Annotated in this window: 13 protein-coding genes and 2 pseudogenes; 9 read left to right on the top strand and 6 right to left on the bottom strand. The window is 60.2% G+C overall.

What is annotated here, in order from left to right; translation table 11 throughout:
• Positions 1-17: 17 nt before the first annotated feature.
• Positions 18-1,292 carry an IS256 family transposase gene (locus HAP41_RS16415; protein ID WP_166064748.1) on the bottom strand — a complete coding sequence of 425 codons (1,275 nt, stop codon included), beginning with the start codon at positions 1,290-1,292 and terminating at the stop codon, positions 18-20.
• Between the two features lie 116 nt (positions 1,293-1,408).
• Positions 1,409-1,705, bottom strand: coding sequence for a hypothetical protein (locus tag HAP41_RS50360; protein ID WP_166099779.1), 297 nt, complete (start codon positions 1,703-1,705; stop codon positions 1,409-1,411).
• Positions 1,706-2,388: 683 nt separating this feature from the next.
• Between HAP41_RS50360 and HAP41_RS16405 the strand changes: the two genes are divergently transcribed.
• The 6 genes and pseudogenes from HAP41_RS16405 to HAP41_RS16380 all read left to right on the top strand — a co-directional run bounded on the left by HAP41_RS16405 (position 2,389) and on the right by HAP41_RS16380 (position 9,373).
• Positions 2,389-3,732 (top strand): IS1380 family transposase, encoded by a 1,344-nt coding sequence (locus HAP41_RS16405; RefSeq protein WP_166053720.1) that lies wholly within the window; start codon positions 2,389-2,391, stop codon positions 3,730-3,732.
• Between the two features lie 803 nt (positions 3,733-4,535).
• Entirely contained in the window at positions 4,536-4,913 is a 378-nt protein-coding gene (locus HAP41_RS16400) for a hypothetical protein (protein WP_166099784.1), read from the top strand.
• Positions 4,914-5,458: 545 nt separating this feature from the next.
• Positions 5,459-6,294: pseudogene (locus tag HAP41_RS16395) on the top strand (IS5 family transposase).
• 104 nt (positions 6,295-6,398) lie between these two features.
• Positions 6,399-7,835, top strand: coding sequence for an IS701 family transposase (locus HAP41_RS16390; protein WP_166105276.1), 1,437 nt, complete (start codon positions 6,399-6,401; stop codon positions 7,833-7,835).
• Positions 7,836-7,923: 88 nt separating this feature from the next.
• A pseudogene (locus tag HAP41_RS16385) lies at positions 7,924-8,759 on the top strand (IS5 family transposase).
• Complete coding sequence (locus HAP41_RS16380) at positions 8,744-9,373, top strand: glycosyltransferase family protein (protein WP_175618116.1); 630 nt, start codon at positions 8,744-8,746, stop codon at positions 9,371-9,373. The pseudogene HAP41_RS16385 and the gene HAP41_RS16380 overlap by 16 nt, the downstream one beginning before the upstream one ends.
• A gap of 195 nt (positions 9,374-9,568) precedes the next feature.
• Here HAP41_RS16380 and HAP41_RS16375 read toward each other — a convergent pair whose 3' ends face one another.
• Entirely contained in the window at positions 9,569-10,399 is an 831-nt protein-coding gene (locus HAP41_RS16375) for an O-antigen ligase family protein (RefSeq protein ID WP_166099787.1), read from the bottom strand.
• Here HAP41_RS16375 and istA point away from each other — a divergent pair.
• Both istA and istB read left to right on the top strand, forming a co-directional pair.
• The gene (istA, locus tag HAP41_RS16370; RefSeq protein WP_166063394.1) at positions 10,365-11,906 is read left to right on the top strand and encodes an IS21 family transposase; all 1,542 of its coding nucleotides are present in this window, start codon (positions 10,365-10,367) and stop codon (positions 11,904-11,906) included. The two genes, HAP41_RS16375 and istA, sit on opposite strands and share 35 nt — an antisense overlap.
• A gap of 16 nt (positions 11,907-11,922) precedes the next feature.
• A complete protein-coding gene (istB, locus tag HAP41_RS16365) occupies positions 11,923-12,684 on the top strand; it encodes an IS21-like element helper ATPase IstB (protein WP_166063422.1) in 762 nt (253 codons plus the stop codon).
• Positions 12,685-12,716: 32 nt separating this feature from the next.
• Here istB and HAP41_RS16360 read toward each other — a convergent pair whose 3' ends face one another.
• From HAP41_RS16360 to HAP41_RS16350, 3 genes are all read right to left on the bottom strand, one after another.
• Positions 12,717-13,394: a hypothetical protein gene (locus tag HAP41_RS16360; RefSeq protein WP_166099793.1), complete on the bottom strand. Its 678-nt coding sequence runs from the start codon at positions 13,392-13,394 to the stop codon at positions 12,717-12,719.
• Positions 13,395-13,640: 246 nt separating this feature from the next.
• Positions 13,641-14,984, bottom strand: a complete 1,344-nt coding sequence (locus HAP41_RS16355) for an IS1380 family transposase (protein WP_166053720.1) — start codon at positions 14,982-14,984, stop codon at positions 13,641-13,643.
• 122 nt (positions 14,985-15,106) lie between these two features.
• On the bottom strand, positions 15,107-16,300 hold the full coding sequence (locus HAP41_RS16350) for a CaiB/BaiF CoA transferase family protein (protein ID WP_166099797.1): 1,194 nt from the start codon (positions 16,298-16,300) through the stop codon (positions 15,107-15,109).
• Between the two features lie 903 nt (positions 16,301-17,203).
• Here HAP41_RS16350 and HAP41_RS16345 point away from each other — a divergent pair.
• Positions 17,204-19,105: a nucleoside-diphosphate sugar epimerase/dehydratase gene (locus tag HAP41_RS16345; protein ID WP_166099800.1), complete on the top strand. Its 1,902-nt coding sequence runs from the start codon at positions 17,204-17,206 to the stop codon at positions 19,103-19,105.
• Positions 19,106-19,197: the final 92 nt, after the last annotated feature.

Raw genomic sequence — 19,197 nt, 5'->3', positions numbered from 1 at the left:
CGTTGCCGGAATGAATATTACGCAGCCCTCGTGACGTGGGCAACGGACTTGATTGTCATGCGATCGTGGTGAGCTTGAAGGGCCGCACGCAGAACCGACAATTGCTTATGCGCCTTCAATCGTCGGAAGCCCTTGTTGGCCTCGATCATACCGGCCGCGACCCATCGCAAGGCCATACCGGCATCCCGCCAGCGTTTAACGTTGCGCGTGACGCGGCGAATGGTGCCCATCATGTTCTCGGCGATATTGGTACAGGCGAGCGATCGGCGAAGCTCCTTCGGCAACTTCAACCGGACGACAGTCAGGATTTCGTCGAGGCCTTCGAGGATACTGGCCGCAACGCCGGGCCATTGCTGGTCGAGTCGACGCGCGAGATTGCGGATCAATTTTTCAGCCTTGTCGGCGTCATCGAGCTCCCAGGCCTGGCGCAGCACCCGGCGGGTGGCCGCATGATGCTCTTTCGGCAGGCGTTCCATGATGTTGCGCGCCTTGTGGATCTGGCAGCGCTGGATCGCAGCGGCCGAACCGAAGGTGCGGCGGATCGCCTTCGACAACGCCTTCGCGCCGTCGGCGATGAACAGTCTTGGCACCGTCGGGTCGAGCCCGCGCGAGACCAGGTTGTCCAGCAGGGCCTGAACCGTTGCTGCATTCTCGGTCGCCCCTTCCACCAGCGCCAGCGGATGCTTGTTGCCTTCGCCGTCAACCCCGATCGCGGCCACCAGCACGAGATCGTCGTCGAGATGCAGCCCGTCGATTTGGACCACCAGAAGGTCGAGCGCGGACAGATCGGCAGCCATGAAGTCGGCCAGCCGCGCCGCCGACAGAGCCACGAACCTCCGCGAGGCCGCCGACTTCGAAATCCCCGATCCGGGCGGTGCCGGCACGTCACCCTCGGGCAGCCGGACGGCGCGGCCGAACCGGCGCGTCGACACATTGATCAGCATCAGGTTCATCGCCCAGCGACCGAGCCAGTCCTCCTGCGCCGCCGTTTCCCAGCTCGGGATCGTGACCTCGCGGCCGTCCATGCCCCGGACCCGCGGGCGATCGACCTCGATCTTGCCGCCGTGGAAACCGATCCGCCCCCGCGTTCGGCCCCAACGGTGCGCCCGCCGCGCCGCATCACGACCGTGGCGCGGCCCGCAGGCCGCTGTCACATCCGCCTCCATCATCGTGCCGAGCGCCTCGATTCCTGCCGCAAGGCAGAACCGATCGAAGCTCGCTCGCACTTCCGCAAATGATTTCTCCACAGCCCCGGTCGCCGGCCAACCAGCCGGTGTGATATCTCTCGTCATGGCGTTGCTCTCCTTTGTGGAATCAGCACCCCGAGCCTACCGGCTCAAGGTGGGCAACGCCGACCTCTTCAGAAATTCAACAGAACCCGGGACATCCCCCCTTTCGGTGGCATGGGCTATTGGTAACCGGGGGCGGTGTGACGGAACGAGGATGGCGTCGGCCGTTCGAGGATCCCATCAGGATCGGCGATCGCGTACTGGTGACGCTGCTCGACGCCGGCGAGCACATCGCCACGCTGCCGAAAGAGCACGCCGCGCCGGAATGGCAAGCCGCGAGCAGCACTGATCCTGGTGGCGGAAGGCGGCAGCCGGACAATGTTTGCCCGCATCGGAGTCATGCGAGCATTGAACCGCCAAAAACCGAAATGAACAGAGGCGGCCTTACCGTTGGCGCCTGCGCTCAGCTCTAACATCGAAATAGGTGATCACCACGAACGTGGCGCCAACAGCCAAAATGGCCACAACGCCGACAATTAGCAACAGGGGATCCATAGCCGGGTCAGTATTTCTGCAGCCTCCGGTATGGGCAACTCACGAATGATTAGCGCTTGCAACAAGCTCTCGCATCGCCTCCAAGACCCGCCAGCGTGAACCGGCGCCCACCCGTGAATTTCCCAAGGTCAAGAGAAAAACCCGCCGACCTTGTGAGCCGGCGGGAGTGTATTTGGACTGTAGATTGCGACCAAGGATACCGGCCGCCGCACGGATCCAATTCGAGCTTAGATGGACGCGCGAGGCATTTAAGCGGCCAATTGTGTGCTACAAAATCTAGGTCTAGAAATTTTGGCGGTCGACGGTCCGGCCATCGGCAGTCCGACCATCGGCAGTCCCACCCCAGACGCGCGACCAGCTCGGTTACTTCGAGGGGCGAGAAGTTCCCTATCATTCTTCAGTCATCGCGGTTCGGTTTTTGGCCGCACGAAGTTTCGCCTTCGCCGAGGAACCTGGATTTGGGTATCGTGCCACGGAGCTAGCCCGTCTTATTCGTCAGAGGGCGCCTGAGAGGCTGGCGAGCGTGGTGTAAAGCGCTGATGCGGCGTAGGATTCGGTTGCAAAGCCAACCCCATCACCTTCAGCCGCGAACACCACGCCCGCCATGACCGACGATACGATTCTGCCCTTCTCGTTTCCAGCCGTTCACGCCAAGAAAGTCACAGCTGCCTTCGATGGCGGTCGGCTGACCTCGAACGGGGGCGTGATGCTTCTGGCGATGGCCGAGCGGCGTCTCGGCTTGGCCGACAATTTGGCCCGGGTGTTCCCGGATCGGCGCGATCCGACGCGGGTCGTGCACAGCCTGGTCGATATGTTCCGCGCGCGCATGTTCGCGATCTGCTGCGGCTACGAGGACGCCGACGACCTCGATCATCTGCGGTCCGATCCCGCATTCAAGCTGGCCTGCGGACGGCTGCCGGACACGGGTCGCGATCTGTGTTCCCAACCGACGCTGTCGCGCCTGGAGAATGCTCCGCGCCTGCGCGACGTGATCCGACTGACCTACACTTTGGTCGACGCATGGATGGATAGCTACCCGCGCGAGCCGGCATCCGTCACGCTCGACATCGATGATACCTGCGATGTCGTCCACGGCCATCAGCAGCTCTCGCTGTTCAACGCTCATTATGACGAACGCTGCTTCCTGCCGATCCACGTCTACGACACGGAGAAGAGCCGGCCCGTGGCGGTCGTGCTGCGGCCCGGCAAGACGCCGGGCGGCGTCGAGGTGCGTGCCCATCTGCGCCGCCTGGTACGGCATATCCGGACGCGGTGGCACAACACGCGAATTACGTTCCGTGGCGACGGGCACTATGCCCGGCCGGAGGCAATGGCGTGGTGCGAGACCAACGGCATCGACTACATCTTCGGTCTGTCCGGCACCAAGCCGCTCGCCAGAAAAGTCGACGCGGTCGCCGACGACATCCGCACGCGACGCGCCATCGAGAACCTGCCGGTTCTGCGCGGCTATACCGAGACGCGCCACAAGGCAAAGTCCTGGGATCGCGAACGACGCACCGTCGCCCGTATTGAGGCGACGATGCTCGGCCTCGACATCCGCTTCGTCGTCACCAGCCTCGATGTCGGCTCGGCCGAGTGGATCTACGACAGCCTGTATTGCGCGCGCGGCCAAGCCGAGAATCTGATCAAGCTGCATAAGACGCAGCTCGCCTCCGATCGCACCAGTTGCCGTTCGGCGCTCGCCAATCAAGTCCGCCTCGTTCTCCATACCGCCGCTTATTGGCTGATGCTGACCGTGCGCGACGCCATTCCCAAAGTCCGGGAATTGGCCACTGCCGAGTTCGCGACGCTGCGTCTTCGGCTCTTGAAAATCGCCGCCCGGGTTGTCGAGACCAAGAGCCGCATTCGCCTTGCGTTCGCCGCGGCATGTCCCGAAGCCGACCTGATCCGCAGCTTGCCCGGCGCGCTGCTGCCGCTCGGTCCTTGACCGGTGGGGCGTCCGCCCGCGTTCACCCAACCCATCCCTCAAGCGCGTTGCAAAGTACCGGTCGTCAGGCGGTGAAAAGCCGAAGGCAATCCTGTGCGCCTCGTCAGCGGAGGTGTGCGGATGCACCAGTCGGACCAAAATACCGCGCTCTCACGAATAGGGCGGGCTAGGTTCTGTTCGCGCTTCCTTATCGCCGGTCTGCCCACTCGGAAAGCAAGTTGAAGTAGCTATAAGCGCGATTTATTCTGTATGAGCCTGATTCGGAGCGATCAGATGGACAGAACGTTTCGCTCGCTCGCCAGGAGTGGGTTTCTGGCTCTTGGCAGCCTTATTTCGGCGTGCACGACCTCCGACCCACCTGCCTCGACCTTTCGGTCGGGGGCCCCTTGGGCTCGGGACCTCAATGAGCTGCCGCCGAAACGAGAGCCGGCTGCTGAATCGGCAGCACGATTGCGTTCCGACCTGAATGCGATGCGCGAGAAGACAGGGCGTTAGCTGGGTAACACCTCTGCAATCGCAGCGGTATATATCCTGAAACATTTCCAGCAATCGCTGTTTGACAACAAGCGCTTTTAAGCGCCGAAACATCTTCGATCAACAGGATGCGCCACGCTCCGCTTCAGTTTCAGCCAACACTCGCGGCAGTGGACAGTCACGGAAAAGCTGCTGCGTGGCTATCTTCGCGCCAGTTTCTTTTTGGAAATACCTTCGTGTACTAGCCGTGCTTGCAACGGTAGCCAGCGAGGGCCGCCAAAGGGTCAGGTGATGCATCCCCTGGCCTTTGCCGTACTCAGGGATTCCATTTGGGAAGTCGACTGCCGTGTGCTGAGAACCTGCGTGCCGGACATTCATTCCGAGTTCATTTTCACCGGCAGCTTTCAAAGTCGTCTTCGAAGTGGAGATGGAAGGAGCTCAACAGCCTTCGAAAGGTCCTCGTCCTTGAGGCGGACAAAGATCAAGCGGTCCTTGAAACCGGTGATCACGGCATCGCGCGGCACAGCGCCAAACCACGCCGCGTAAACGGCCTTGCATCCAATATCACGTTTGGTCAGCCTCTCGATATCAGCGGCTTCCAAGTCGTGGCCCTAAGGCGGGGCGGTACGTCGTTCGTCGCGGCGGACAAAGGCGACGCCAAGATCGGCGCCGGATCGCCAAACGATCCGGCAGTAATGTTCGATTAGAACCGTTGAACGACAGAACGAGGCGGTCTGCTTCCGCCGGCAGCCGATCCGACCGCAGACGTGCATCCCGGCCGAGCACGTCGCTTACGACGCAAGGTGCGGCCCAGGAAAACTCTTAACCCAATGAAGCGCCAAACGATTGATCGCAATTCACATGAAGCCACGACGCTCAATCACGGCGACACTCCCAAATTGCTGAAGTATCTATCGATGCGACGTGCAGCCGCGATGCCGCAAGCCCCAGACTGAGCGCGTTCAGAAAGTGCAGCTTTCGCTTGCCAACAGGGCTCCCGTCCACCACTTTTAGAGCCAATTCCTCATCCCAGGAGGTGACTATGCCAAGCACGAGCAATTGGCAGCTGCGGGACAGCGAACGAAGCGTTGTTTGCAATGCGAGCTTGCTGGGTCAGAAACATTTTCTAGTTGGGATCACCCGCGTTCGCAATGAAGCACTCGTTCTTAGTGTCTGTTCCAAAACATGTTGAGTCGAATGAATCGGTTGTGATTCAAGGTGAGCGGCCTGATTCGATGGGGACGCGCCGCCAATGTGGACTACCGAGAACCGTGCACGCTACGACCGCAGCCGCCTGCGCTATCCGAGCGACTTGACCGACGAGGAGTGGGCGCTGATCGCGCCTCGCATCCCGCCGGCCAAGCGCGGCGGCAACAAGCGTACGGTGGACCTGCGCGAGATTGCCAACGGGCTGATGTACATCCTGAGCACAGGTTGCCAGTGGCGCGCGATCCCCAAGGACCTGCCGCCGCGCTCGACGCTGTATGGCTACTTCGATCTGTGGAGCTGGAACGGCACGCTCGATAAAATTCATCACGCCCTCTATGTCGAATGTCGCGAAAGGGCCGAGCGCGAGGCTTCTCCCACCGCCGCCATCATCGATAGCCAGAGCGTGAAAAGCGCTGAAAAAGGGGGCCTCATGATCTCCATGGCTACGACGCGGGCAAGAAGATCAAGGGCAAGAAGCGGCACATTCTCGTCGACACGCAAGGCCTCTTGATGCACGCCATCGTGCATGCGGCGGACATCCAGGATCGCGACGGCGGCGTGCTCCTGATGGCAACGTTGTTCGGCCTCTATCCCTTTCTTCTGAAGCTCTACGCCGACGGCGGATATCAAGGGCCACATTTCCAGAAGGGGCTGCGTAGCGCTCTGAAGCGCGTGAACCTCGAAATCGTCAAACGCTCCGATCAGGCTCACCGTTTCGTCGTCTTGCCCAAACGCTGGATCGTCGAGCGTACCTTTGCCTGGCTCGGGCGATGCCGAAGACTGTCCAAAGATTGGGAATGCTTCAATCACAGGGCGCTCGCCTTTCTCAAGCTGGCCTCCATCCGACTCATGCTGCGAAAGCTATGCAATCCAAGGTAATCTTTCCGGACAGACTCTTAGTACGACTGAGTCACAAAACCGCAGGCTTTATCCGGCCGGAATCAGCGATGGTTGAAGCATGGACCATCAGCCGAGGAGGCTACATGAGCGGGCGTGGCACCAAGACCAGTGAGATGCGATTTGCGACGTATTTGGAAGGGCTTGCCAGCGTCATCGGTCATGCTGATCGGAAGGCACCGCTGCGCGACTATTGCGTCGGCCTCATGGCCTGTGGCGGTCGTAAGAGCGTGGAGCCAATGGCGGCGATGACGGCTCCGGAACGGACGGCCGCCCAACATCAATCGCTGCTGCATTTCGTCGGCAGCGGCGCCTGGTCGGATGAGAAGGTGCTGGGCAAGGTACGAGAGATGGTCCTGCCGGCGATCGAACGCCAGGGCCCGATCGAAGCTTGGATCATCGATGACACCGGATTTCCCAAGCAGGGGCGACATTCGGTTGGAGTTGCACGGCAATATTGCGGGCAGCTCGGCAAGCAGGATAATTGCCAGGTGGCGGTGTCATTATCGATTGCCAATCACCACGCCAGCCTGCCTGTTGCCTACCGCCTTTATCTTCCGAAGGAATGGACTGAGGATTGCGATCGGCGGCGCAAGGTGGGCATTCCTGCCGAAGTCGGCTTCCGGACCAAGCCGGAGATCGCGCTGGAGCAGTTGCGGTGGGCCTGTGCGACCGGCCTTCCGCGTGGTGTCGTGCTGATGGACGCGGGCTATGGCAACAACAGCGATCTGCGCACGGAGATCACGGCGCTGGGATTGACCTATGTGGCGGGTCTTCTGTCGAGCACAACGGTATGGGCGCCCGGCACCGGTCCCTTGCCGCCGAAGCCATGGTCGGGCCGCGGCCGTCCCCCGAAACTGATGCGCCGCAACCGTCAGCGTCGGCCGGCCGCCGTTAAAGCGCTCGCGATCGGCCTGCCGGCCAAAGCTTGGCGCACCATCACGTGGCGGCAAGGAACGAACGAAAAGCTGAGCTCGCGCTTTGCCCGCGTGCGGGTCCGTGCCGCGCACCGTGATTATTGGCAAACCACCCAGCGGTTGGAGGAATGGTTGCTGATCGAATGGCCGAAAGGCGAGGACCAGCCTACCAAATACTGGCTCTCGACATTGCCGGAGGATGTGGCATTCCGGACTCTCGTAGAGACGGCTAAATTGCGCTGGCGCATCGAACGCGACTATCAGGAACTCAAGCAGGAGGTCGGGCTTGGCCACTTCGAGGGACGCGGCTGGCGCGGCTTTCATCATCACGCAACGATGTGCATTGCAGCCTTCGGATTCCTGATCTCCGAGCGGGAGGCGTTTCCCCCCTCAGGCGCTCGGCGCGCCCGGCCGATCCCGCTCGCTCGCGTTTCCGCGGATTACAGACCCCGCGGTTCTGCCGCTACGGACCCAACGTCACATTCCAAATTCGATCACGACGATGCGACGGCGACTCGAACAAGGGCTGGTCCGAACGTTGTCGAGATGTCCTTGTTGTGCAATCAAGTTCGCCCATTTCACAGACCACCGTTTGTGACGCAGTAAGATTAGTGTCTGTTCCAAAACATGTTGAGTCGAATGAATCGGTTGTGATTCAAGGTGAGCGGCCTGATTCGATGGGGACGCGCCGCCAATGTGGACTACCGAGAACCGTGCACGCTACGACCGCAGCCGCCTGCGCTATCCGAGCGACTTGACCGACGAGGAGTGGGCGCTGATCGCGCCTCGCATCCCGCCGGCCAAGCGCGGCGGCAACAAGCGTACGGTGGACCTGCGCGAGATTGCCAACGGGCTGATGTACATCCTGAGCACAGGTTGCCAGTGGCGCGCGATCCCCAAGGACCTGCCGCCGCGCTCGACGCTGTATGGCTACTTCGATCTGTGGAGCTGGAACGGCACGCTCGATAAAATTCATCACGCCCTCTATGTCGAATGTCGCGAAAGGGCCGAGCGCGAGGCTTCTCCCACCGCCGCCATCATCGATAGCCAGAGCGTGAAAAGCGCTGAAAAAGGGGGCCTCATGATCTCCATGGCTACGACGCGGGCAAGAAGATCAAGGGCAAGAAGCGGCACATTCTCGTCGACACGCAAGGCCTCTTGATGCACGCCATCGTGCATGCGGCGGACATCCAGGATCGCGACGGCGGCGTGCTCCTGATGGCAACGTTGTTCGGCCTCTATCCCTTTCTTCTGAAGCTCTACGCCGACGGCGGATATCAAGGGCCACATTTCCAGAAGGGGCTGCGTAGCGCTCTGAAGCGCGTGAACCTCGAAATCGTCAAACGCTCCGATCAGGCTCACCGTTTCGTCGTCTTGCCCAAACGCTGGATCGTCGAGCGTACCTTTGCCTGGCTCGGGCGATGCCGAAGACTGTCCAAAGATTGGGAATGCTTCAATCACAGGGCGCTCGCCTTTCTCAAGCTGGCCTCCATCCGACTCATGCTGCGAAAGCTATGCAATCCAAGGTAATCTTTCCGGACAGACTCTTAGCAAATCAGGCGTGGGAAGATGACATCGAGGCACGCCGAATTGCCGAGGGTCGGCATCGCGCGCTCTTGCTGCAGACAACGCGCGAACAATTGCCATTCGACTGGATATTCTGTTTCGACGCGGATGAGCGCGTTACTGGAAATTTACGGGAGTTTATAGAAACAGCGCACTCCAGTGAGTGTGACGGCGTGCGGGTTCAGCTATTCGACTCCTATATGACCCCTGATGATCATGAGCCCTATCAAACCGATCGGGAGCTGCTGGGCTTTCGTCGTTTCTTCGGCCCGGAGAGACGAGACATCCTGATGTTGTGGCGAAATCGGCCAGAGGTCATCTTCGCGGAGCGGCAGGGACGCGAGCCGGGCGGCGTAGATCGCGTGAAGACTGCTCTGTATTGCCAACACTATGGCAAGTCGTTGTCAGTCGACCATTGGGAAGAGACCTGTGAATACTACCTACGACACTTTCCGTTTGATACCTACGGTCGAAAATGGCGCGAGCGCAAAGGCCGGGCAATTCACACCCGATCCGATTTCATGCGCCCCTTGTATGAGTGGGGTGAGGCGCTATTCACAAATGCAGTAAAGATCTAACTTGTACGACATGGGAAAGATGTCGCGGCAGAGGCCCGAGTGGCGAAACTGAGGGCGAACTGCCGCGCCCTCTACGACGCCCGTGCCACGACCGCAGCGGCAGATAAGATCAGGACGCAGTATCTTCCTTTCAGCACGGATGGACGCCGGCGAAAGCAGGCGCAGAACGGCGAGGTTCACAACGGAGGATACCCCTCAAGCGCTTCGTCCTTGTCGTTGCAATATCATTCCTGCTGCGAGACTAACGCTTATCACGTAGATCCACCCTGGCACAAAATCGAATAGATGCGAGTTGAACAACGAGCTTACGATGTTCTGGACTACAGCGATGAAGCCAAGCCATGAGTTGAAACCTGTCCCGCGAAAGAGCAGCAGGTGAGCTATCCACATAGCGAAGAGAATTATGCATCCGACGGCGCCCAACTGCACCGCTATACTGAGGGTCTGATTATGAGGGTTGCTGATCGTCTCTGTGGCCAAACCAGTTTGGCCCTGCGCGGCTCGATCGAACAGCATCTGAACTGATCCTGTGCCATGTCCTAAGATGGGCGCTTCTAGAAAGAAGCCGAACGATTTGCGCCAATACTCCAGCCGTAACCCGGCAGACGTTTTTTCATTGCTGGTGCCGTACTTCGAGTATTCGAGCATGATGCTGCTCGTGCGAGTTTGGAGATTGCTTGAAAAAAACCAAGCGGTCGCTGCCAAAACGATGGAACAAGCGATAGCGCCGTATGAAAATGAGCGCGGTAGGTGCAGCACAACAAAAAGAAAAAGCATTATTGGAACGTAAACGAGCGCCGTTCGCGCGAGAATTACAAACGACAAATTGGCCAGGAAGCCAATCGCAAGCACGAAAAGGGAGAATGCATGTTTCGCGGGATCGTGAGCACGGATTTCGCGGGATCGTGAGCAGCTTTTCAGCAACTCAGCCCGCTTCGGCCGACAACTCAACCGGCTTAGGAACTGCCTCGTCAGTGAACGAGGAAGGCCGATGCCCACCCAGAGATTGTCGATGCGCCGGATCAAAGAGGTTCTCCGCTTAAAACATGTTCAAGGCTTGCCGGAGCGAGCCATCGCGCGCACCTTGGGCATCAGCAACGGCGCCGTGCACAGCTATCTACGCCGAGCCGGGGCTGCCGGGCTGAAGTGGCCGTTGCCGGCCGGAATGAGCGACGAGGACCTGGAGCTGCTGCTTTTCCCGGCGCCGAGGCCTGCGTCGCAGAGCCCCCAGCGGGCCGTTCCCGACTGGGGCTATGTCGACAAGGAGCTGCGCCGACGCAACGTGACCCGTCGGCTGCTGTGGGACGAGTATCGCGCCACCCATCCCGATGGCTTCGGCTACACCTGGTTCTGCACGACGTACGAGGCCTGGAAGGGGCGAGCCCGGCCTTCGATGCGGCAGACGCATCTGGGCGGCGAGAAGGTTTTCGTGGATTTCGCCGGCGACACCATCGACGTCATCGATCCCTCAAACGGGGAAGTGCAGTCGATGAAGCTGTTCGTCGCGGCGATGGGCGCCTCCAACTATACCTATGCCGAGGCCTGTCCAAGCGAGGGGCTCGCCGACTGGATCCGGGTCCACATCAATCTTTTCGCCTTCCTCGGCGGCGTGCCGACATTCGTAGTCTGCGACAATCTCAAGGCCGCCGTCACCAATCCCGACCGCCACGATCCCGGCCTCAACCGAACCTATGCCGAGATGGCGAGCCATTACGGCACGGCCATTCTCGCAGCCCGGCCGCGGCGCCCAAAAGATAAGGCAAAGGTCGAAGTTGCGGTGCAAGTCGCCCAGCGATGGATTCTGGCGCGGCTGCGCAACCAACGCTTCTTTTCGTTGGCGGAGCTGAACGCAGCCATCAAAACACTCGTCGTCGAACTCAATGCAAGGCAGATGCGCGACTTTGGCGCCAGTCGCGCCGAACTGTTCGCCGAGCTCGACAAGCCCAAGCTTACAAAGCTGCCGGACCAGGCTTACGCTTTCGCACGCTGGAAGCGATGCCGGATCGGCCCCGACTATCATATCGAGATCGATGGACACTGGTATTCCGCGCCGTATCGGCTCATCCGTGAGCTTGTCGACGCACGCATCGATGACAGAACGGTCGAGATCTTCCACAACGGCCGCAGGATCGCCAGCCACGCCCGCGCGCCCAACCGGCGGGGCCACACCACCATCGCCGACCATATGCCCAGCGCCCATCGGCGCTACGGTCAATGGACGCCCGCCGGAGTGATCGTCGCCGGCGAGCGGATCGGTCCGTCGACCGCCGCCTTCTTCCAGGCCGTGATCGCGGCCCGGCCGCATCCCGAGCAAGGCTTTCGCACCTGCCTCGGCATTCTGTCACTGGTCAAAAGCTACAGCGCGGAGCGCGTCGAAGCGGCCTGCCGGCGCGGCATTCTGATCAAGGCGCGATCCGTCGCCTCGATCCGCTCCATCCTCCAGAACGGTCTGGATCGTACCTTTCTCGACGAGCCCTCCGAACACCAACCCCTGCGCCACGGCAACATCCGCGGCCGCGATTATTTTCACTGAAGCCAAGGAGACCTGTATGCTCAACCATCCCACCCACGAACGCCTGATCGAGCTCGGCTTGAGCGGCATGGCCAAGGCCTTCGAGGAGCAGCGACGATCGCCTGATCTCGAAGCCTTGCCGTTCGAAGATCGCATCGGCCTGCTGGTCGACCGGGAAGCGGCGGAACGCGACACCAGGCGGCTCACCACGCGCCTCAAGCTGGCCTCGCTCCGCCAGAATGCCTGCGTGGAGGACGTCGATTTGCGCACGCCGCGGGGTATCGACCGGGCCGTCTTCGCCAAGCTCGCCAGCGGCGACTGGATCGATCGCCACGAGAATTTGCTCATAACCGGGGCGACCGGATTGGGCAAAAGTTGGTTAGCCTGTGCCCTCGGCCACAAGGCCTGCCGAGATAATCGCTCGGTCCTCTATCACCGCGTCCCAAGATTGTTCGAAGCGTTGGGGCTCGCGCGGGGCGATGGACGTTATGCCCGCTTGCTCAAAACCCTTGGCCGCGCCCAGGTTCTGATTTTGGATGATTGGGGATTGTCGGTGCTCACCGCTGCCGAGCGGCGCGATCTACTGGAAATCCTTGACGATCGCCATGGCCGCTCCTCCACCATCGTAACCAGCCAACTCCCTGTGGACACATGGCACGAAGTTATCGGAGATCCCACGCTAGGCGACGCGATTCTGGATCGCCTCGTCCACAACGCTCACCGCCTCCAGCTTGCTGGCGAAAGCATGCGAAAACGCAACGCCAAAACCATCACCCTTGACGAGCAGCCAGAACGCTGACCCTATCACCGCCTCGGCCGGAGCGAGGCTGCTCACGATCGTCTGAATTCGGCGCTCATGATCGCGCGAAATCGCTGCTCACGATCACTGAAATATGCAGAGAACGCAAAAAAGTATCGGCGAGATTGGGATAGCTTGAGAATTGGCCAGGCCAGGACGATGGCACACAAGGCGAAGGACTGGCTTTGATCGATGTAGTTCTTGACGGGAACGCCGGGTACGGATGCCGGGTTGCGAATAAGATTCGGATCCAGTGCGGTGGCCCAGGACAGAGCCATTAGGACCGTGCAAGAGAGGAGAAATGCGAACAACGTCCAGATTGCGTGCGGCGACCTCCGATAGTGGTAGACCAAAAATGGGATCGCGAGGAGTTTGAGCGCGGGATTCACTCCGCGCAGGCGAGCTGGCCAGGAAACTCCGGTTGCCCAGACGGTTCCGATCAGAACCAACAAAAACAGCAATATGGGAAAGATGCTCCTCGATCTCGTGATCGAATCGCGGAATGCCTCAAGACGCAATGTTCGGGATATGTTGAGGATCAAGAGGGCGCTGAAGATCGAGACAAGAGTTGTGGACCATGGGAGTGACGCCGCCGTCAAAACAGCAAGGACGTCGCTCGTTAGGATTGGGTCGGAGCGAAATGAAAGCAACCAGTCGCGCTTCCAATTTGACGGCTCTTCAACCGCTTGGGAGTTCTGCAGGAGGGGCATTCGGTCCGGGCACCTTGGGCGAGCGCGAAAGTGACGCCGCCCGACTATCATGAGGCAAGTGAGCTGCGAGCGGAAATTAGCCCGCCCTATTCGTGAGAGCGCGGTATTTTGGTCCGACTGGTGCATCCGCACACCTCCGCTGACGAGGCGCACAGGATTGCCTTCGGCTTTTCACCGCCTGACGACCGGTACTTTGCAACGCGCTTGAGGGATGGGTTGGGTGAACGCGGGCGGACGCCCCACCGGTCAAGGACCGAGCGGCAGCAGCGCGCCGGGCAAGCTGCGGATCAGGTCGGCTTCGGGACATGCCGCGGCGAACGCAAGGCGAATGCGGCTCTTGGTCTCGACAACCCGGGCGGCGATTTTCAAGAGCCGAAGACGCAGCGTCGCGAACTCGGCAGTGGCCAATTCCCGGACTTTGGGAATGGCGTCGCGCACGGTCAGCATCAGCCAATAAGCGGCGGTATGGAGAACGAGGCGGACTTGATTGGCGAGCGCCGAACGGCAACTGGTGCGATCGGAGGCGAGCTGCGTCTTATGCAGCTTGATCAGATTCTCGGCTTGGCCGCGCGCGCAATACAGGCTGTCGTAGATCCACTCGGCCGAGCCGACATCGAGGCTGGTGACGACGAAGCGGATGTCGAGGCCGAGCATCGTCGCCTCAATACGGGCGACGGTGCGTCGTTCGCGATCCCAGGACTTTGCCTTGTGGCGCGTCTCGGTATAGCCGCGCAGAACCGGCAGGTTCTCGATGGCGCGTCGCGTGCGGATGTCGTCGGCGACCGCGTCGACTTTTCTGGCGAGCGGCTTGGTGCCGGACAGACCGAAGATGTAGTCGATGCCGTTGGTCTCGCACCACGCCATTGCCTCCGGCCGGGCATAGTGCCCGTCGCCACGGAACGTAATTCGCGTGTTGTGCCACCGCGTCCGGATATGCCGTACCAGGCGGCGCAGATGGGCACGCACCTCGACGCCGCCCGGCGTCTTGCCGGGCCGCAGCACGACCGCCACGGGCCGGCTCTTCTCCGTGTCGTAGACGTGGATCGGCAGGAAGCAGCGTTCGTCATAATGAGCGTTGAACAGCGAGAGCTGCTGATGGCCGTGGACGACATCGCAGGTATCATCGATGTCGAGCGTGACGGATGCCGGCTCGCGCGGGTAGCTATCCATCCATGCGTCGACCAAAGTGTAGGTCAGTCGGATCACGTCGCGCAGGCGCGGAGCATTCTCCAGGCGCGACAGCGTCGGTTGGGAACACAGATCGCGACCCGTGTCCGGCAGCCGTCCGCAGGCCAGCTTGAATGCGGGATCGGACCGCAGATGATCGAGGTCGTCGGCGTCCTCGTAGCCGCAGCAGATCGCGAACATGCGCGCGCGGAACATATCGACCAGGCTGTGCACGACCCGCGTCGGATCGCGCCGATCCGGGAACACCCGGGCCAAATTGTCGGCCAAGCCGAGACGCCGCTCGGCCATCGCCAGAAGCATCACGCCCCCGTTCGAGGTCAGCCGACCGCCATCGAAGGCAGCTGTGACTTTCTTGGCGTGAACGGCTGGAAACGAGAAGGGCAGAATCGTATCGTCGGTCATGGCGGGCGTGGTGTTCGCGGCTGAAGGTGATGGGGTTGGCTTTGCAACCGAATCCTACGCCGCATCAGCGCTTTACACCACGCTCGCCAGCCTCTCAGGCGCCCTCTGACGAATAAGACGGGTTAGATAATTTTGGCTTGCCTCAAAGCTGCAATCTCACGCGAGGTGAAGCCAAATTCCTCCAAGACCTCTTCGGTCTGCTCGCCAAACTCCGGCGGCCGCGCCACCATTTCGCTTGGCGTGCGCGACAGGGTGACGGGCTGGCCAACCAGCCGGATGTGCCGATCTTCCTCATTGGGCACATCCTGCGCGATGCCGAGATGCTTCACCTGGGCGTCCTCAAACATCTGGTCGATCGCATAAATCGGCCCGCAGGGTACGCCGGCTTCGTTGAGCTCGCGGACCCAGGTTTCGGTCGATTGGGTCACGGTGCGCTCCTCGATCTTGGCGTTGAGCGCGTCCCGGTTCTTGGAGCGGGCCGGCGCGGTCGCATAGTCGGGATGGCTGTAGAGCTCAGGGGCGCCGATCGCCTGCGCGCAACGCTCCCAGATCCGCCCGCCGGTCGTGGCGATGTTGATATAGCCGTCCGAGGTCTTGAACACGCCGGTCGGGATGCTGGTCGGGTGATTGTTGCCGGCCTGCTTGGCGACCTCCTTCTCCATCAGCCAGCGTGCGGCCTGGAAGTCGAGCATGAAGATCTGGGCCTGGAGCAGCGAGGTCTGCACCCACTGGCCCTTGCCCGAGACCTCGCGCTCGAGCAGCGCGGTGAGGATGCCCATGGCGCAGAACAGGCCGGCCGTGAGGTCGGCGACGGGAATACCGACCCGCATCGGCCCTTCGCCCGGCGCGCCGGTGATCGACATCAGGCCGCCCATGCCCTGCGCGATCTGATCGAAACCCGGCCGCTTGTGGTAGGGCCCGTCCTGGCCGAAGCCGGAGATGCTGCCATAGACGATGCGCGGGTTGATCTCGCGCAGACTCTCATAGTCGATGCCGAGCTTCTTCTTCACGTCGGGACGGAAATTCTCGACCACGACGTCGGCCTTGGCGGCGAGACGCTTGAACACGGCGAGCCCGCGCTCGTCCTTCAGATTCAGCGTCATCGCCCGCTTGTTGCGGTGCAAATTCTGAAAGTCGGCCCCCCGTCGCGGCCCGCCCGGCTGTTCGCCGCCAGAATCCTCGGTGAGCGCGTCGATCTTGATGACATTGGCCCCCCAGTCCGCGAGCTGCCGCACGCAGGTAGGCCCGGACCGGACCCGTGTCAGATCGAGCACGGTGAAACGTGATAGGGCTTCCGAGGCATGCGGGAAGGGCATCTTGCTGGGCTCCAGGACGGGTTAACGGGGCTACCATAGTGTGGAAGCCTCCGACGGCAAGTCAGTCCTGGCGCCGATGCCGGTCAAACAGGATGCGTCTTGACGCGGTTCTCGGCAGTGGAACCGCTTCGCACGCCACTCGGCTACAAACCAGCCGTTATTGACCTGCTGCGTGCATGCCGAGTATCGCTTAGCAAGTCTTGCCAATACTAAAGAATCCGAGGTCTTGATGCTGTTGGTGTTCTTAGGGGTAGCCCTTACGGTCTTGTTGGTGGCGACTCTCCTTCTGGTTGCAATGAATGTGAAGGTAATAAAATACCGCGATGGGGGCGTGGATTAGTGCGTTTTGAGGCTTCCTGGTAGAAATCAAGAAGGAGATCCGATGGTCTATTTGCTTTTGGCAGTTTGGTCGGTCGCTCTTGCTGTCTATTCTTATCGCATCGGCTTCAGGAATGGGGAGTTTAGCGGGATGACTCAAATGGCTGAAGTCTGGCCCATTGACCTCAGCGGCAAAGCATCGTCGGATTCCCTGCGGAGTAGTTAGCTGACTAGCTTGGCGAGTCGGTACCGGTTCTCTGGTTCATCGCCAAGCCGCGCGTTGTAGTTGGGAGACAACCAATCAGCAAACCGGCAGCCTTCTTGCACTCGATTGGTGCGGCAACAGGTTAGATCAGCACTGAAGAGCTTCACCGGGCCTGAAGCCGAGTCAGCACGCTCGAACGGGTCTTCGATGCGATCGCGCTTCAGCAGGTGTCTAGCCCGGCGAAATACCCACACCAGGCATCAGTGATCTCAAAGCTTGCAAACCCGGCTCCTGTTGAGACAAGTGGCAAACCCCTGCCATTCGGGTTAGAAGCGGAAAGAGCCTGGCGAGGTTCTATCGCACTCTGGGGCCATAATCCAATGACGCGTTTGTCGAGTCTCACGTATCGTAATTTTTTGATCGCGGTGCATGATGCTCTTGCTACCGTTGCGGCAGTGCTCGCCAGTTTCTATTTGCGGTTCGAAAGCGATCTGTTCATTGAACGGCTGCCGCTACTTGTTCGCGTGCTGCCGTTCTTCGTCGCTTTGAGCGTCATCGTTTGTTATGCGTTCAATTTGACCACGACGAAGTGGCGGTTCTTTTCTTTACCTGACGTACTGAATTTATTTCGCGCAGCGACGGTTCTAACCGTCGCGCTCGTTGCCCTGGACTATGTTTTCCTAGCCCCGAACATCTATGGGACATATTTCCTGGGGAAGGTGACCATTATTCTCTATTGGTTCTTTCAAGTGTTCTTTCTGGGCGCCTCCCGTTTTGCATATCGCTATTTCCGCTATACGCGCACCCTGCATCATGCACGCGAACTGAGTGCTACCCCCACACTGATGATCGGCAGGGCCGCCGATCTGGAAGTCCTGCTGCGCGCCATTGAAAATGGCTCGGTGAAGGCGATTTGGCCGGCTGGCCTACTGTCGCCCTCGCGCGCGGACTGGGGACAGTTGTTGCGCAACATTCCAGTGTTGGGCGGAGTAGATGACCTGGAGGACGTCGTTCGCGACTTGGCAAGTCGCAAGCGGCCGATTGCTCGGCTCGTGATGGGGCCATCGGCTTTTGAGCTCGATGCGCACCCGGAAAAGATCCTTATTCAAGCACGGAAACTCGGCCTCGTTGTGAGCCGTTTGCCCTCTTTGGATGGAGGTGAAACTCCCAGACTGAAGCCGATCGCCGTTGAGGATCTGTTGCTTCGGCCGACCCAGCCGATTGATCATGGGCGGATTGAGCAATTGGTAAGAGACAAAGCGATCGCTGTTACGGGAGGAGCGGGATCGATCGGCTCAGAGATATGTGAGCGACTGCTCCGCCATGGAACCAGCCGACTGCTCATCATCGATAACTCGGAGCCCGCGCTGTATGCCGTGATGGAGGCACTCTCGGCGCGCCATCCCGAAGCAACGGTCGAGGGACGAATCGCCGACGTCCGCGATCGAAATCGCATTTTCCAGCTGTTGCGCGGCTTTGGCCCGGAGATGGTTTTCCACACCGCGGCGCTCAAACATGTTCCGATCTTGGAGCGTGATTGGAGCGAGGGCGTCAAAACCAACGTATTTGGGTCGATCAATGTTGCCGATGCGGCTGTGGCTTCTGGGGCCAGGGCCATGGTGCTGATATCGACCGACAAAGCGATCGAACCCGTTTCTATGCTGGGTCTCACAAAAAGATTCGCTGAAATGTACTGCCAGGCGCTTGATCACGATATTCAGGAGGGAGAGCAGCAACCTACGCGGCTCATTTCTGTGCGCTTCGGGAACGTATTGGCCTCCAAAGGATCCGTCGTTCCAAAGTTTAAGGCACAGATCGAGGCGGGGGGGCCCGTGACGGTCACGCACCCGGATATGGTGCGCTATTTTATGACCATTCGAGAGGCATGTGACCTCGTCATAACGGCGGCGTCTCATGCCGTCGTGTCCCGTCCCGATGATGCCTCTGTCTATGTGCTCAACATGGGACAACCGGTCAGGATAGTCGAATTGGCCGAACGCATGATACGGCTGTCAGGCCTCGAGCCGGGGCGTGACATTGAGATATCGTTTAGCGGGATGAGGCCCGGTGAACGACTAAATGAAAAGCTCTTTGCGCGCGAGGAGCCGCCAGCTGAAATTGGTATCCAGGGCGTCATGGCGGCAAAGACCAACGAGCCATCCATTCTTCAGATGAAGCGATGGTTGGATGCACTGGAACGAGCAACCGCAAAGGTCGATCGGAATATTATCCTCGCCGTGTTGCATGAAGCGATTCCGGAATGCGGCTCGGATGCAGCATAAAAACAACTCATGCTAGTCTAAGTGTCTATTCCAAAACATGTTGAGTCGAATGAATCGGTTGTGATTCAAGGTGAGCGGCCTGATTCGATGGG

Source organism: Bradyrhizobium barranii subsp. apii (assembly GCF_011516635.5).
Lineage (GTDB): Bacteria > Pseudomonadota > Alphaproteobacteria > Rhizobiales > Xanthobacteraceae > Bradyrhizobium > Bradyrhizobium barranii.
The sequence above is the reverse complement of the archived record's forward strand: the minus strand, read 5'-3'. Positions and strand labels throughout refer to the sequence as shown.

Bases quoted from the DNA above. Each gene is read 5' to 3' on its own strand.
- HAP41_RS16360 (WP_166099793.1), bottom strand. From the start codon at position 13,394: ATGCCCCTCCTGCAGAACTCCCAAGCGGTTGAAGAGCCGTCAAATTGG.
- HAP41_RS50360 (WP_166099779.1), bottom strand. From the start codon at position 1,705: ATGTTAGAGCTGAGCGCAGGCGCCAACGGTAAGGCCGCCTCTGTTCAT.
- HAP41_RS16390 (WP_166105276.1), top strand. From the start codon at position 6,399: ATGAGCGGGCGTGGCACCAAGACCAGTGAGATGCGATTTGCGACGTAT.
- istA (WP_166063394.1), top strand. From the start codon at position 10,365: ATGCCCACCCAGAGATTGTCGATGCGCCGGATCAAAGAGGTTCTCCGC.
- HAP41_RS16415 (WP_166064748.1), bottom strand. From the start codon at position 1,292: ATGACGAGAGATATCACACCGGCTGGTTGGCCGGCGACCGGGGCTGTG.
- HAP41_RS16380 (WP_175618116.1), top strand. From the start codon at position 8,744: ATGCAATCCAAGGTAATCTTTCCGGACAGACTCTTAGCAAATCAGGCG.
- HAP41_RS16355 (WP_166053720.1), bottom strand. From the start codon at position 14,984: ATGACCGACGATACGATTCTGCCCTTCTCGTTTCCAGCCGTTCACGCC.
- HAP41_RS16405 (WP_166053720.1), top strand. From the start codon at position 2,389: ATGACCGACGATACGATTCTGCCCTTCTCGTTTCCAGCCGTTCACGCC.
- istB (WP_166063422.1), top strand. From the start codon at position 11,923: ATGCTCAACCATCCCACCCACGAACGCCTGATCGAGCTCGGCTTGAGC.
- HAP41_RS16350 (WP_166099797.1), bottom strand. From the start codon at position 16,300: ATGCCCTTCCCGCATGCCTCGGAAGCCCTATCACGTTTCACCGTGCTC.
- HAP41_RS16345 (WP_166099800.1), top strand. From the start codon at position 17,204: ATGACGCGTTTGTCGAGTCTCACGTATCGTAATTTTTTGATCGCGGTG.